This is a genomic window from Nocardioides iriomotensis, assembly GCF_004168035.1.
Taxonomy (GTDB): domain Bacteria; phylum Actinomycetota; class Actinomycetes; order Propionibacteriales; family Nocardioidaceae; genus Nocardioides_B; species Nocardioides_B iriomotensis.
The window spans coordinates 47,572-61,264 of the sequence record NZ_SDPU01000013.1; the positions used below are offsets into that span (position 1 = coordinate 47,572).

At 72.2% G+C, this 13,693-nt stretch carries 14 protein-coding genes; 2 read left to right on the forward strand and 12 right to left on the reverse strand.

Annotated features, from left to right (window positions below):
* Positions 1-4: 4 nt before the first annotated feature.
* The 4 genes from mfd to ETU37_RS05125 form a co-directional block, all read right to left on the reverse strand.
* Positions 5-3,631 carry a transcription-repair coupling factor gene (gene mfd / locus ETU37_RS05110; protein WP_129985982.1) on the reverse strand — a complete coding sequence of 1,209 codons (3,627 nt, stop codon included), beginning with the start codon at positions 3,629-3,631 and terminating at the stop codon, positions 5-7.
* 126 nt (positions 3,632-3,757) lie between these two features.
* Positions 3,758-4,630 (reverse strand): CHAD domain-containing protein, encoded by an 873-nt coding sequence (locus tag ETU37_RS05115; protein ID WP_129985984.1) that lies wholly within the window; start codon positions 4,628-4,630, stop codon positions 3,758-3,760.
* Positions 4,631-4,673: 43 nt separating this feature from the next.
* Positions 4,674-5,114, reverse strand: a complete 441-nt coding sequence (locus tag ETU37_RS05120; protein ID WP_206053740.1) for a GNAT family N-acetyltransferase — start codon at positions 5,112-5,114, stop codon at positions 4,674-4,676.
* A complete protein-coding gene (locus tag ETU37_RS05125) occupies positions 5,111-5,509 on the reverse strand; it encodes a VOC family protein (RefSeq protein ID WP_129985986.1) in 399 nt (132 codons plus the stop codon). The genes ETU37_RS05120 and ETU37_RS05125 overlap by 4 nt, the downstream gene beginning before the upstream one ends.
* Before the next feature lie 49 nt (positions 5,510-5,558).
* Here ETU37_RS05125 and ligD point away from each other — a divergent pair, with 49 nt between their 5' ends.
* Positions 5,559-6,524 carry a non-homologous end-joining DNA ligase gene (ligD, locus tag ETU37_RS05130; protein WP_129985988.1) on the forward strand — a complete coding sequence of 322 codons (966 nt, stop codon included), beginning with the start codon at positions 5,559-5,561 and terminating at the stop codon, positions 6,522-6,524.
* A gap of 8 nt (positions 6,525-6,532) precedes the next feature.
* Here the strand turns inward: ligD and ETU37_RS05135 are convergent, their stop codons facing one another.
* The 6 genes from ETU37_RS05135 to ETU37_RS05160 all read right to left on the reverse strand — a co-directional run bounded on the left by ETU37_RS05135 (position 6,533) and on the right by ETU37_RS05160 (position 10,383).
* Positions 6,533-6,820, reverse strand: coding sequence for a DUF1905 domain-containing protein (locus tag ETU37_RS05135; protein ID WP_129985990.1), 288 nt, complete (start codon positions 6,818-6,820; stop codon positions 6,533-6,535).
* A complete protein-coding gene (locus tag ETU37_RS05140) occupies positions 6,820-7,428 on the reverse strand; it encodes an HAD family hydrolase (RefSeq protein WP_129985992.1) in 609 nt (202 codons plus the stop codon). The genes ETU37_RS05135 and ETU37_RS05140 overlap by 1 nt, the downstream gene beginning before the upstream one ends.
* Positions 7,429-7,444: 16 nt before the next feature.
* Positions 7,445-8,242: a 3'(2'),5'-bisphosphate nucleotidase CysQ gene (locus ETU37_RS05145; protein WP_129985994.1), complete on the reverse strand. Its 798-nt coding sequence runs from the start codon at positions 8,240-8,242 to the stop codon at positions 7,445-7,447.
* An 81-nt stretch (positions 8,243-8,323) separates the two neighbouring features.
* Positions 8,324-8,938, reverse strand: coding sequence for an aminoacyl-tRNA hydrolase (pth, locus tag ETU37_RS05150; protein WP_129985996.1), 615 nt, complete (start codon positions 8,936-8,938; stop codon positions 8,324-8,326).
* Positions 8,939-9,018: 80 nt separating this feature from the next.
* On the reverse strand, positions 9,019-9,717 hold the full coding sequence (locus tag ETU37_RS05155; protein WP_129985998.1) for a 50S ribosomal protein L25/general stress protein Ctc: 699 nt from the start codon (positions 9,715-9,717) through the stop codon (positions 9,019-9,021).
* A gap of 231 nt (positions 9,718-9,948) precedes the next feature.
* The gene (locus ETU37_RS05160) at positions 9,949-10,383 is read right to left on the reverse strand and encodes a MarR family winged helix-turn-helix transcriptional regulator (protein ID WP_129986000.1); all 435 of its coding nucleotides are present in this window, start codon (positions 10,381-10,383) and stop codon (positions 9,949-9,951) included.
* A 92-nt stretch (positions 10,384-10,475) separates the two neighbouring features.
* Between ETU37_RS05160 and ETU37_RS05165 the strand changes: the two genes are divergently transcribed.
* Positions 10,476-11,090: a maleylpyruvate isomerase family mycothiol-dependent enzyme gene (locus tag ETU37_RS05165; RefSeq protein WP_129986002.1), complete on the forward strand. Its 615-nt coding sequence runs from the start codon at positions 10,476-10,478 to the stop codon at positions 11,088-11,090.
* Between the two features lie 19 nt (positions 11,091-11,109).
* Here ETU37_RS05165 and ETU37_RS05170 read toward each other — a convergent pair whose 3' ends face one another.
* Both ETU37_RS05170 and glmU read right to left on the reverse strand, forming a co-directional pair.
* Positions 11,110-12,093 (reverse strand): ribose-phosphate diphosphokinase, encoded by a 984-nt coding sequence (locus ETU37_RS05170; RefSeq protein WP_129986004.1) that lies wholly within the window; start codon positions 12,091-12,093, stop codon positions 11,110-11,112.
* 37 nt (positions 12,094-12,130) lie between these two features.
* Positions 12,131-13,669, reverse strand: coding sequence for a bifunctional UDP-N-acetylglucosamine diphosphorylase/glucosamine-1-phosphate N-acetyltransferase GlmU (gene glmU, locus ETU37_RS05175; RefSeq protein ID WP_276319667.1), 1,539 nt, complete (start codon positions 13,667-13,669; stop codon positions 12,131-12,133).
* Between the last annotated feature and the right edge of the window lie 24 nt (positions 13,670-13,693).

Here is a 13,693-nt window from a genome sequence, read left to right on the forward strand (position 1 = left end):
GGTCCTACTGGCTCGCGGCGGCAGGCGCCGGGGTGGCTCCTGCCGGGTCGACCACGGTGTCGACGACCTGACGGGCCCACGTCAGCAGCGCCTCGTCGCGGATCGGCGTACCGCCCACGACGGCGGTCGAGGGACGGGGCACGAGCATGGTACGCAGGCTGGCCTTGACGATGCTCTTCGGGTACAGGCGGTTGAGCCGCACCGTCGCGGAGTCGGGCAGCTCGACCGGAGCGAACCGGACGTACTTGCCCTGCACGGTCACGTCGGTGAGACCCGCACCGCGCATCCGGGCCCGGAACCGGGCCACCTCCAGCAGCGACGCGACCGGGGCGGGAGGCTCGCCGTAGCGGTCGAGCATCTCCTCGCGCAGCAGCGCGACGTCCTCGTCGGAGCGGACCTCCGCCAGGCGCTTGTACATCTCGAGCCGCAGCCGCTCGCTGGGCACGTAGTCGTGCGGCAGGTGCGCGTCGATCGGGAGCTCGATCTTGACCTCGGTCGGCTCCTGCTCGGCGCCGTCGCCGCGGAACTCGTTGACCGCCTCGCCGACGAGCCGCACGTAGAGGTCGAAGCCGACGTCGGCGATGTGGCCGGACTGCTCGCCGCCGAGCAGGTTGCCGGCGCCGCGGATCTCGAGGTCCTTCATCGCGATCGCCATGCCGCCGCCGAGGTCGGAGTGCTGCGCGAGAGTCGCGAGCCGCTCGTGGGCGGTCTCGGTGAGCGGCTTGTCGGCCGGGTAGAGGAAGTAGCCGTAGGCACGCTCGCGGGACCGTCCGACGCGACCACGCAGCTGGTGCAGCTGGGACAGGCCGAGCATGTCGGAGCGCTCGATGATCATCGTGTTGGCGTTGGAGACGTCGAGGCCGGACTCGACGAGGGTGGTGCACACCAGCACGTCGAACCGCTTCTCCCAGAAGTCGACCATCACCTGCTCGAGCTGCCGCTCGTTCATCTGGCCGTGGGCGGTGGCGACGCGCGCCTCGGGCACGAGCTGCTTGATCCGGCCGGCGGCCTTCTCGATCGACTGCACCCGGTTGTGGATGTAGAAGACCTGGCCCTCGCGGAGCAGCTCACGCCGGATCGCGGCGGTGACCTGGCGGTCCTCGTAGGCGCCGACGTAGGTGAGCACCGGGTGCCGCTCCTCGGGCGGGGTGGTGATCGTGGACATCTCGCGGATGCCGGTGATCGCCATCTCCAGCGTGCGCGGGATCGGCGTCGCCGACATCGACAGCACGTCGACGGAGGTGCGCAGCCGCTTCATCTGCTCCTTGTGCTCGACGCCGAACCGCTGCTCCTCGTCGACGATGATCAGGCCGAGGTTCTTGATCTTGATGTCGGGGTTGAGCAGCCGGTGGGTGCCGATGACGATGTCGACGCTGCCCTCGCGCAGCCCCTCCATCACCTCGGCCGCCTCCTTGTCGGTCTGGAACCGCGAGAGGCCCTTGAGCACGACGGGGAAGCCGGACATCCGCTCGGCGAACGTCGAGAAGTGCTGCTGCACGAGCAGGGTCGTCGGCACGAGCACGGCGACCTGCTTGCCGTCCTGGACGGCCTTGAACGCCGCCCGCACGGCGATCTCGGTCTTGCCGTAGCCGACGTCACCGCAGACCAGCCGGTCCATCGGGACGGTGCGCATCATGTCGCCCTTGACCTCGTCGACGGTCGAGAGCTGGTCGGGGGTCTCGGTGAACGGAAAGGCGTCCTCGAGCTCGCGCTGCCACGGGCTGTCGGGGCCGAACGCGTGCCCCTGGGTGGCCTGGCGGGCGGCGTACAGCTTGATCAGCTCGGCCGCGATCTGCCGCACGGCCTTGCGGGCGCGGCCCTTGCGCTTGGCCCAGTCGGCCCCGCCGAGCCGGTCGAGCGACGGCTGCTCGCCGCCGACGTACCGCGTGACCTGGTCGAGCTGGTCGGTGGGGACGTAGAGCCGGTCGGGCGGGTGGCCCTTCTTGGAGGCGCCGTACTCGAGGACGAGGTACTCGCGGGTGGCACCCTGCACCTCGCGCTGCTTCATCTCGACGTAGCGGCCGACGCCGTGCTGCTCGTGGACGACGTAGTCGCCGGGCTTGAGCTCCAGCGGGTCGATCTGCCGCTTGCGCCGCGCCGGCATCTTGCGCATGTCCTTGGTGGACGCGCGCTGGCCGGAGAGGTCGTCGCCGGTGACGACCACCAGGTCGTCGGTGACGAGCCCGTGGGCCAGCGTCGCGCAGGTGACGACCGCGAGGTCGGTGGGGACGTCGGCCGCGGTGGGCAGGGCGTCGACCATGCGGACGGGTACGTCGTGCTCCTGGAGCACCTCGGTGAGCCGCTGCGCGGGGCCGTGACCCTCGTTGACCAGCACGACGCGCCGGCCGCCGGCGAGCCAGGTGCGGATGTCGCCGATGGCGCGCTCCATGTCGCCGCGGTACTCGTCGGCCGGCTTGACGTCGACGGCCCGGCTCTCGACCGCCCCCGCCTCCCAGTCGACGTCGGCGCGGACGATCTCGCCCATCACGTCGCGCAGCGGCGCGTCGTCGGCCGGGACGTCGTCGTCGGCGAGGCCGAACGGCGAGATGCTCCACCACGGCTTCTGCTGGGTGAGCGCGTGGGAGCGGACCTCGGCGAGGCTGCGGTACGACGCCGCCCCGAGGTCGATCGGCGCCTGCCCGCCACCGGCGGCGGCCGCCCACGACGCGCCGAGGAACTCCTCGCTGGTCGCGACCAGGTCGTGGGCGCGGCTGCGGGCGCGCTCCGGGTCGAGGACGAGCACGTGGGTGTCGTCGGGCATCAGGTCGACGAGCAGCTCCATGTCGTCGACGAGCGCCGGAGCGAGGGACTCCATGCCCTCGACGGCGACGCCGGCGGCGAGCTTGTCGGTGATCTCGACGAGCTGCGGGTGCTGCTCACCCAGCACACGGGCGCGCTCGCGCACCTCGTCGGTGAGCAGCAGCTCGCGGCAGGGCGGCGCCCACAGTCGGCTGACCGGCTCCAGCGTGCGCTGGTCGGCCACGGCGAACGACCTGATCTCCTCGACCTCGTCGCCCCAGAACTCCACGCGAAGCGGGTGCTCCTCGGTCGGCGGGAACACGTCGACGATGCCGCCGCGCACCGCGAACTCGCCGCGCTTCTCGACCAGGTCGACCCGGGAGTAGGCCGCGCCGGCGAGACGGCGCACGACGTCCTCGAGGTCGGCCTCGTCGCCGACCACCAGCTCGACCGGCGCCAGGTCGGCGAGGCCCTTGACCTGCGGCTGCAGCACCGAGCGGACCGGCGCCACGACGACCTTGAGCGGGCCGTTGGAGACGTCGTCGCCGGGGTGCTTGAGCCGGCGCAGCACGGCGAGCCGCTTGCCGACGGTGTCGCTGCGCGGGGAGAGCCGCTCGTGCGGCAGCGTCTCCCAGGACGGGTAGTAGCCGACCAGGGACGGGTCGATCAGGCCGCCCAGCGCGTCGACGAGGTCCTCGGCCTCACGGGCGGTCGCCGCGACCGCGAGCACGGTGCGGCCGGCGTCGACGAGGCCGCGGACGGTGAACGGGCGCAGCGCGGCGGGACCGGTCAGGTCGAGGGCCGGGAGCGTGCCGGCGCGGGCCTCGTCGAGCGCGCTGCTCAGCGTCTTGTCGCCGAGCACCAGCTCGGCCACACCGGCAAGGGCAGTCATGAGAGGACGCTCCAGGATCGAGAAGGACGGCACAGACAGCACAGACGCCCCCGGTCGAGGTCGACAGGGGGTTGGAGCGGCCAGTCTACGGAGTGCCGCCGACAGCCGCCGGGCCGCGGCAGCGGCTCAGCCGAGCCAGCCGGCGACCGTGGCCTTGCCGAGGCGCTCGTGCACGCGCTCGTAGTCGGCGAGGTACGCCGCCGCGGCGATCTCCTCCAGCGCGTGCAGCCGGCCGTAGCTGAAGCCGTTGTCGCCGTCGAGGTAGGCCTGGACGCCCAGGTCGCGCAGTGTCTGCCGGGTGAGCAGGGTGTCGCGATGGCTGCCGAGGGCGTCCTGCACCGCCTCCGCTGCCTGCTCGAGCCGGGCGGCGTCGTCGCCGAACAGCGGCCCCAGCGTCTCCGCGGCGTACCGGGCCCGCTTGGCGGCCTTGCGCACGTCGTGGAGCGCATTCCCGCGCAGGTGCTCGTCGGTGGTCATCGCCGCGACGGCGGCCCGCTTGCGCAGCCGGCGCCAGTCCTTGCGCAGGCGCTTGCGGGCGGTGGACCGCCTCGCGTGCGGCGTCCGCTCCGCCAACACGTCGAGGTCGGCGAGCAGCGTCCGCCAGGCCGCCGAGCCGAGCAAGGTGTCGACGGCCGGGGCCGCCTCGGCGCGCAGCGCCCGCACGTGGTCGTCGATGCGCCCGGCGACGTTGCCGAGGACCAGCTCGACGCGCTGTTCCCCGAGGAGCTGGTGCAGGCGGCCCTCCACCACCTCGAGGTCGCGCAGCCCGCCGAGCTCGAGACCGGCGCGGCGCAGGTCGAGGCGCAGGGCGTCGCACTCCTCCTCGCCGAGCTCCTGGCGGAAGGTCGTGACCAGGCTGCGGATGCGCCGCAGCGCGACCCGCAGGTCGTGCACGCCCTCGGGGTCGTCCTCGCCGATCCGGCGCTCGGCGTCGCGGGTGGCCGCGATCAGCGTCGTGAGCCGGTCGCGCAGGAGGGCGGGCACGTCGACGTGGCTCATGCGCCGAGTCTGCCCTGCGGGTGGGCGCTCCGCAGGGCGTTGCTCAGAGGTCCTTGCGCATGAGGTGGTTGACGTGGCCGGGCGGGTAGTCGACCTCGCGGGCGTAGACGTCGTACCCGCAGGCCCCGTAGAACCCCGGCGCCTGGAAGTCCCAGGTGTTCAGCTTCGCCCAGCGGCAGCCGCGGGCTCGCGCCTGGTCCTCGACGGACGCGAGCAGCGCGCGGCCGAGCCCGGTGCCGCGCAGCGAAGCGTCGACCCACATCGTGTCGACGGTCAGCCAGTGCCACACGTCCTCGGTGCGCCCGACGCAGCCGCCGACGAGCCGCTCCCCGTCGAGTGCCCACGCGGCCAGCGGGTTCGACCGGAGGTTGTCCGGCTCGAACCGCTCCCGCACGGCCTCCGAGGCGGCGACGTTGAACTCGACCAGCCGGTCGGTCAGCACCTCCTCGAGGTCCGGACGCGGACCGGTGACGATCCCGGTCACGCCTGCGCCGCGCGTTCGGCGTCGCTGCGCAGGACGCAGAACTCGTTGCCCTCCGGGTCGGCCAGGGTGACCCAGCCGATGCCCGGCCCATGGATGCTGCTGTGGTCGGCCACCACGGTCGCGCCGAGGTCGCGCAGCCGTCGCACCTCCTCGTCGCGGGTGCCGTCGCTCGGCCGGAGGTCGAAGTGCACGCGGTTCTTGACCTGCTTGCCCTCCGGGACCTCGATGAACAGCACGTGGTGGCCGGTCTGCGGCGACAGGATCATGCACTCCTCGTGGCCGGGCTCGTTGGGGTCGCCGTCCACGTCGACGTACCCGAGCACCTGCTTCCACCACTCCGAGAGCTCGTAGGCGTTCTTGCAGTCCACGCTGGTGTGGGAGATGTACGACGTCATGGCGGCCATCCTGGCCTGTCCCGGGGGCCCCGGTCGCTAGGTTTTCTCCATGGCATCGAAGGGGTCGTCGCCCGCGGTGGAGCTGGAGGTCGAGGACAAGGTCGTCCGGGTCTCCAATCCCGAGCGCGTCTACTTCCCGGCCCGCGGCGAGACCAAGATGGACCTCGTCGAGTACTACCTCGCGGTCGGCGACGGCATCGTCAACGCGCTCCGCGAGCGGCCGTGCATGCTGCACCGGTTCCCCACCGGCGTCAGCGGCGAGAAGGTCCACCAGAAGCGGCTCCCCCACGGCGCCCCGCCGTGGATGGAGACCGTGCGCGTGCACTTCCCGCGCTGGAACCGGACCGCCGACGAGCTGTGCGTCACCGAGATCGCCCAGGTGGTCTGGGCGGTGCAGATGTCGACGGTCGAGTTCCACCCGTGGAACAGTCGCCGCGCCGACACCGAGAAGCCCGACGAGTGGCGCATCGACCTGGACCCCGGCGACGAGTGCGACTACGCGACGGTGCGCCGGGTCGCCCACGTCGTGCACGAGGTGCTCGACGAGCTGGGAGCCACCGGCTACCCCAAGACGTCGGGCGGCAAGGGGATGCACGTCTACGTGCGGATCCCGCCCGACCACGGCTTCAAGGACGTCCGGCGCGGAGCGTTGGCGTTCGCGCGTGAGGTCGAGCGCCGTACCGACGACGTGACGACGACCTGGTGGCGCAAGGACCGCGACCCCACCAGGCTCTTCGTCGACTACAACCAGAACGCCCGCGACCACACGATCGCCGCCGCCTACTCCGTGCGCGGCAACCCCGAGGGCACGGTGTCGACGCCGATCCGGTGGGACGAGGTGGACGACGCGGACCCGCGCGACTTCACGATCGCGACGGTGCCCGCGCGCTACGCCGAGCTCGGCGACCTGCACCACGACATCGACGACCACGTCTTCGACTTCACCCCGCTGCTGGAGTGGGCGGAGCGTGACGAGGCCGCGGGCGCCGAGGGCCCGGCCGACCCCGACGAGTAGGTCCCGCCTCAGACGTCGAGCGTGAGGGTGATCGTGACGACGTCGCCGAGCTCGATCCCCTCGGCCTGCCGGATCTTGTCCTTCAGCGGCACGACGAACGACCCGTCCTTGGGCCACAGCGACGTCGTCCACGTCGTCTCGCCGATGCGAAGGGTGCCCGGGATCATCCCCCAGCCGTAGGTCAGCGCGGCCGCGACGTCCTGGATCACGAGGGCGTCGTCCTCGGGCACGGCGACGAAGTGGTACGGCGCGGGGCCGCGCCACTCGAAGACCGGGCCGGTGAACTCCAGCTCCATCAGACGTCCAGCCCGTGCCGCACGAGGTGCTCGCGGAGGACGTCGACGCCCTCCCCGACCTGCCAGCTCTCGGCGCGCAGGCCGACCGCCCGGGCGTTGTCGACGTTGCCCGGGTTGTCGTCGACGAACAGCACGCTGTCGGGGGCGAGCCCGAGCCGGTCGAGGACCGTGCGGAAGTAGGCCGGGTCGGGCTTCGCGACGCGCAGGTCGTAGGAGTAGAAGGCGCCGTCCATGAGCTCGTCGTACCCGAGCTCGCGCTGCATGAAGCGGCCGCGGTGCTCGTCCTGGTTGGTGGCGAGGTAGCAGCGCGCGCCGGTGGCGCGCACCTTCGCGACCAGCGCTCGGGTCTCCTCGACCGGCCGGATCGTGAGCCACACCTGCAGCGCGTCGTCGTACGCCTCGGGGATGCCCCACTCCTCCAGCAGGCGGGGCAGCACCTCGACCCAGCGCGCGTCGCCGGTCAGGCACGGCCGCTCGGCGGCGAACGCCGCGGCGAGGAACCCCTCGACGTCGTCGACGAGGTGCCCGACGGCCGGGCGCATCGAGGCCTCCCAGCCCGAGGGCAGGTCCTGGAGGACGCCGTCGGCGTCCCACAGGACGGCGGACACGCCCCCCGCGCGCACGTCAGTCGGTGCCGTGGGTGCGGACGAACTCGACGATGGCGTCGGACAGCTCGGGACGGCAGACGATGAGGTCGGGCAGCCAGACGTCGTCCTGGTTGTAGACGAGCGGGGTGCCGTCGACGCGCGAGGTGAAGAGGCCGGCCGCGCGGGCGACCGCGACGGGGGCGGCGGAGTCCCACTCGTACTGGCCGCCGGCGTGCACGTAGGCGTCGGACACGTCGCGGGCGACGGAGATGACCTTGGCTCCGGCCGAGCCCATCGGCACCAGGTCGGCGCCGATCTCCTCGGCCAGGGCCTGCACGAACGCCGGCGGGCGGCTGCGGGAGACCGCGATCCGCGGACGGGGCGCGGTGCGGGCCGGGACCACCGGCGGCTGGCCGGTGTGGAAGGTGGTGCCGAGGCCGGGCTGCGCGACCGCGCCCGCGACCAGCTCGCCGGTGTCGTCGCCGGTGCGCGACCAGAGCGCGACGTGCACGGCCCAGTCGTCGCGCGGCGGCTCGGAGAACTCCCGGGTGCCGTCGAGCGGGTCGACGATCCAGACCCGGTCGGCGCCGAGGCGGGCCTTGTCGTCCTTGCCCTCCTCCGACAGCACGGCGTCGCCGGGGCGGTGCTCGGCGAGGAGCGCGACGAGCAGGTCGTGGGCGGCCTGGTCACCGGCGTCCTTGAGCTCCTTGCCCTCGAGGCCCTCGGTGCGGACCTGGGTCAGCCGCTCGCCGGCGACGGTGGCCGCCCAGGCGGCGAAGAGGTGGTCGTCGGCCAGCGCCTCGGCGGGCGGGACGGGGAGGTCGGTGGTGCTCATACGGGGTCCCCGCGGCGTTCTCCGGCGGAGGAGCGTAGCGGAGGAGACGGGGAACGTCGTGGGGTGTTCATGCGGACTCCTTCAGGAGTTGAAGCGGCTCTGGGTCTTGTCGAGGCCCTCGGTGACCAGGCTCTCGACGGCGTCGGCGGCGCGGTCCACCTGGAACGGCAGCACCTTGCGCTCGCTGGACGAGTAGTTGGACAGCACGAAGGCGGCGGGGTCCTGCCGGCCGGGCGGGCGGCCGATGCCCACGCGGACCCGGTGGAAGTCACCGGAGTCGAGCGAGCGGCGCATCGAGCGGAGGCCGTTGTGGCCGTTGTCGCCGCCGCCGATCTTCACGCGCATCGTGTCGAAGGGGATGTCGAGCTCGTCGTGGATCGCGACGATCCGCTCGACGGGGACCTTGTAGAACTTCGCCAGCGTGGACACGGGTCCGCCGGTCTCGTTCATGTAGCAGCGCGGCCGGGCCAGCACGACCCGCACCCCGCCGATGCCGCCGGTGCCGCCGAGGCGGCCCTCCACGACGTCGGCGCGGCCGGACTTGTGCGGCCGGAAGCCGGAGCCGACGCGGTCGGCCAGCTCGTCGGCCACGAGGTAGCCGATGTTGTGCCGGTGGCCGGCGTACGAAGGGCCGGGGTTCCCGAGGCCCACGACCAGCCAGACACCGCTGTCGGCGCCGGCAGGCGTGGTGCTCACGGGATCCCCGGCCTTCCTGTCGTACTCGGTCGAGCCCCGGAGGGCACGCGCGACGGCCTCGATGAGAGACCTGACGCGGCTCACTCCTCGGAGTCGCCCTCGCCCTCGGCGCTCTCGCCCTCGGCGGCCTCGCCCTCGGCGCCCTCGGCGGCCTCGCCCTCCTCGACCTCGGCCTCGTCACGCTCGATGCCGGCCTCGGCCTCGGCCTCCTCGAGCTCGGCCTCGAGCTCCTCGGCGGTCGGGGCGTGGGTCACGTTGATGACCAGCGTGTCCTCGTCGGCGAGGATCGTGGAGCCCGTCGGGACCTCCAGGTCCCTGACGAACACCTGGGTGCCGACCTCGGCGCCCTCGATGGACACCTCGACGTACTCGGGGATGTGGGTCGCCTCGGCCTCGACGGTGATCGTCGAGTGCTCGGTGACGACCAGGGCGTCGGGAGCGGCCTCGCCGTTGAGGTGGACGGGGATCTCGACGGTGACCTTCTCGCCCTTCTTGACGATGAGCAGGTCGAGGTGCTCGAGGAAGCCCTTGATCGGGTCGCGCTGCACCTGCTTGGGCAGGGCGAGCTGCTCCGTGCCGTCGACCGTCAGCGTGAGCAGCGCGTTCACGCCACCGTGCTTGAGGGCCAGCATCGTGTCGTGGCCGGGCAGGGTGACGTGGATCGGGTCGCTGCCGTGGCCGTAGAGGACCGCGGGGACCTTGTCGGCGCGGCGGATGCGGCGGGCGGCGCCCTTGCCGAACTCGGTGCGCGGCTCGGCCTGGATGTTGCTCTCGGACATGGGGGTGGAACTCCTCAGCTTCGATGCGTACGACGTGCGTGTGGTGCTTCTGCTCGGTGGCTGCACCGGTGAGGAGGGTGGCGCTCCGGGACGCGGGCGCGGACCGGGCCGGAAGACCAGCCGGTCGGGCCACCGCGTCGATCACGGAGCGAGAACATCTCCCTCGCCGAGGCAACTTGCCGAGTCTAACGGCCTCCCCGGCCCGCGCGCGAATCCGCGACGCGGGGGTGGTCAGGCCCAGGGGTCGGTGATCGAGCGCAGGTCGGCCAGCGAGCGGCGCAGCTCGGCCATCCGCTTGGCGCCGAGGTGCTGCTCCCACTCCCGGTCGATCCGCTGCTCCATCTCGCGGGCCCGGTGCTGCGCCTCCCGGCCGCGTGCGGCGAGCCGGACGAGGCGGGCCCGGGCGTCGGAGGGGTCGGGGACGCGTTCGACGTACCCGGTCCGCTCGAGCTGGCCGACGAGCTCGCCGCAGGCCTGCTTGGTGATCTGGGCCTGCTCGGCGAGCTCGGTGAGGCGGATGCCGTCCTGGCTGACACGCGCGGCCACGCGGGCCTGGGCGAGGGTGACGTCGTCGAAGCCCTCGTCGGCGAGGAAGTCGAGGATCCGGCGCTCGGCGTGCCGTTGCGCGATGAACATCAGCACGGCCACGTGCGGCTGGTCGGCCATGGGCTGGACCTCCTCTCCCTCGGCCTTGACAGATTGGTCAGGAGTCCTGACTATTTTCGTCAGGGAACCTTACCAGTTTCGGAGGCGTGGCGATGAGCGGCATGGACAAGGACACCGTCTGGCGGTACATCCACGCGGAACGTCGCGCCCTGGCCGGCCACCTCGCCACCCTCGACGCCGAGCAGTGGGAGCACGACTCGCTCTGCGCGGGCTGGACCGTGCGCGACGTCGCCGCCCACGTCATCTCCACGCCGCAGATCGGCTGGCGCGAGGTGCTGCGGATGACGCCGCTGATGCTCAAGGGCTACCACCGCGCGATCTTCGAGGTGACCAAGGAGCTGGGAAAGGCGCCGGTCGACGACATCCTGGCCCAGTACGAGCGGTACGACGGCTCGACCCACCACGTCCCCACCACGACGCACGTGGAGCCGCTGATCGACGCCCTGGTGCACACCCAGGACGTGCTCCGGCCGCTCGGCATCGAGCACGAGATGCCGGCCGAGGCCGCGGCGTTCGCGGCCGACCGCGCCTGGCTGCTGTTCGCGCCCGTCTTCGGCACAGGGATCCCACGGCGCGGGCTCCGCCTGGTCGCGACCGACACCGACTGGACGCGGGGCCGGGGTGACCGCGTGGTCGAGGCGCCGATGCAGGAGCTGCTGATGTTCGTGACCGGCCGGAGCGCCGCGCGGGTCAGCGTGCCCCAGTAGGGGCGCGCGGGGGGCGCTCCTACTGGGCCTGGCCCTCGAACAGCGAGGTGACCGAACCGTCCTCGAACACCTCGCGGATCGCGCGGCTGATCAGCGGCGCGATCGACAGCACGGTGAGCTTGTCGAACTGCCGGTCCGCCGGGATCGGCAGCGTGTTGGTCACGACGACCTCGGTGGCCGGGCTGTTCTTGAGCCGGTCGACCGCCGGGTCGGACAGGATCGCGTGGGTGGCGGCGATGACGACGCCCGCGGCGCCGTCGTTCATCAGCGCCTCGGCGGCCTTCACGATCGTGCCACCGGTGTCGATCATGTCGTCGACGAGCACGCAGATGCGACCCTCGACCTGGCCGACGACGCGGTTGGCGACCGACTCGTTGGGCCGGTTGATGTCGCGGGTCTTGTGGATGAACGCCAGCGGGGCACCGCCCAACCGGCTCGACCACTGCTCGGCGACCTTGATCCGGCCGGCGTCGGGCGAGACGACCGCCAGCTGCTCGTGGCCGTAGCGGTCCGCCACGTGCTGCGACAGGATCGGCAGCGCCATCAGGTGGTCCACCGGGCCGTCGAAGAAGCCCTGGATCTGCGCGGTGTGCAGGTCGACCGCGATCAGCCGGTCGGCGCCGGCGGTCTTGAACATGTCGGCCATCAGGCGCGCGGAGATCGGCTCGCGGCCGCGGTGCTTCTTGTCCTGGCGGGCGTAGCCGTAGAACGGCATCACGACCGTGATCCGCTTGGCCGAGGCGCGCTTGAGCGCGTCGACCATGATCAGGTGCTCCATGATCCACTCGTTGATCGGCGCCGTGTGGCTCTGGATCACGAAGGCGTCGGAGCCCCGGACGGACTCCTCGAAGCGGACGTAGATCTCGGAGTTCGCGAACTCGTAGGCCGAGGTCGGGACCAGCCCGGTGCCGAGCAGCTCGGCGACCTCCTCCGCGAGCTCGGGGTGTGCCCGACCGCTGAAGACCATGAGGTTCTTCTCGGTCGTCCGCTTCAAGCCGCTCACGTCAGGGGTCTCCTCGAGCTCTGGTACACGCACCGCGTCAGGTCGATTGTGAACCAGACCCCTCGCCCCGACCCAATCGGGGCTCGTCGCTGTGAGACGGCTCATCCCCGGCGGCCAGCGCCGCCGCGGCCGCGTCGCCCTGCGCGGTGCCCGCCCGCCTCGACAGGACCCACTCCTCGAGGTTGCGCTGCGGGCCGGTCGAGACGGCCAGCGCGCCCGGGGGTACGTCGCGCCGGACCACCGTGCCACCGCCGGTCGAGGCGCCGTCGCCGATGGTGACGGGCGCGATGAACGTGTTGTTCGACCCGGTGCGGGCATGCCGCCCGACGGTCGTGCGGTGCTTGTTGACCCCGTCGTAGTTGGCGAAGATCGTGCCGGCGCCGATGTTGGTGCCGTCGCCGATCTCGGCGTCCCCGACGTACGACAGGTGCGGCACCTTCGCGCCGTCGCCGATCTTGGCGTTCTTGGTCTCCACGTAGGTGCCGATCTTGCCGTCGCGCCCGAGCTCGGTCCCGGGCCGCAGGAAGGCGAACGGCCCGACGGTCGCGCCCTCCCCCACGACCGCGAGCTCGCCGTGCGTGCGCACGACGCGGGCGCCACGGCCGACCTCGACGTCCTTGAGCGTGCAGTCCGGCCCGACGACGGCGTCCTCCGCGACCACGGTCGCCCCGAGCAGCTGGGTGCCGGGCAGGATCGTGACGTCCGGCTCCAGCACGACGTCGGCGTCGATCCACGTCGTGGCCGGATCCATCACCGTGACGCCGTCGCGCATCCAGCGCTCGACGATCCGTCGGTTCATCTCGCGGCCGAGCGCCGCGAGCTGCACCCGGTCGTTGGCGCCCTCGGTCTGGATGACGTCGTCGATGAGGTGAGCACCCACCGGCTGTCCGGCCTCGCGAGCGAGGCCGACGACGTCGGTGAGGTAGTACTCGCCCTTCGCGTTGTCGTTGGTGATCCGACCGAGAGCGTCGGCGAGGAACGACCCGTCGAAGGCCATCACCCCGCTGTTGATCTCGCGCACCGAGGCCTGCTCGGCGGTGGCGTCCTTCTCCTCGACGATCGCGGTGACGCCGCCGTCGGCGTCGCGGATGATCCGGCCGTAGCCGAACGGGTTGTCGACCTGCGCGGTCAGCACCGTCACCGCGCGGCGTCCGGCCGTGTGGTCGGCCACCAGCGCGGCGATCGTCTCGCCCTGCAGCAGCGGGGTGTCGCCGTACATCACGACGACCGTGCCCGCCGGCGCACCCACCTCGGCCGCCAGCGTCTCGACGGCGACCCGGACGGCGTGCCCAGTGCCCTCCTGCGTCTCCTGGACGGCGAGCAGAGCGCCGGGCGCCTGCTCGAGCACGTGCGGGCCGACCTGGTCGCGGCCATGGCCCACGACAGCGACGACGCGGTCGGGGTGGACGGCGAGCGCGGCGTGCAGGACGTGACCGACCATCGAACGCCCGCCGATCGGGTGCAGCACCTTCATGGTCTTCGACTTCATCCGGGTGCCGCTGCCGGCCGCCAGCACGATGACGGCGGCGGGGCGGCCAGCGTCGACTAGGCCAGTGCGCTCGGTGGGGTCGCTCACGTATGCCTCCGGGGTCGCTGGGTA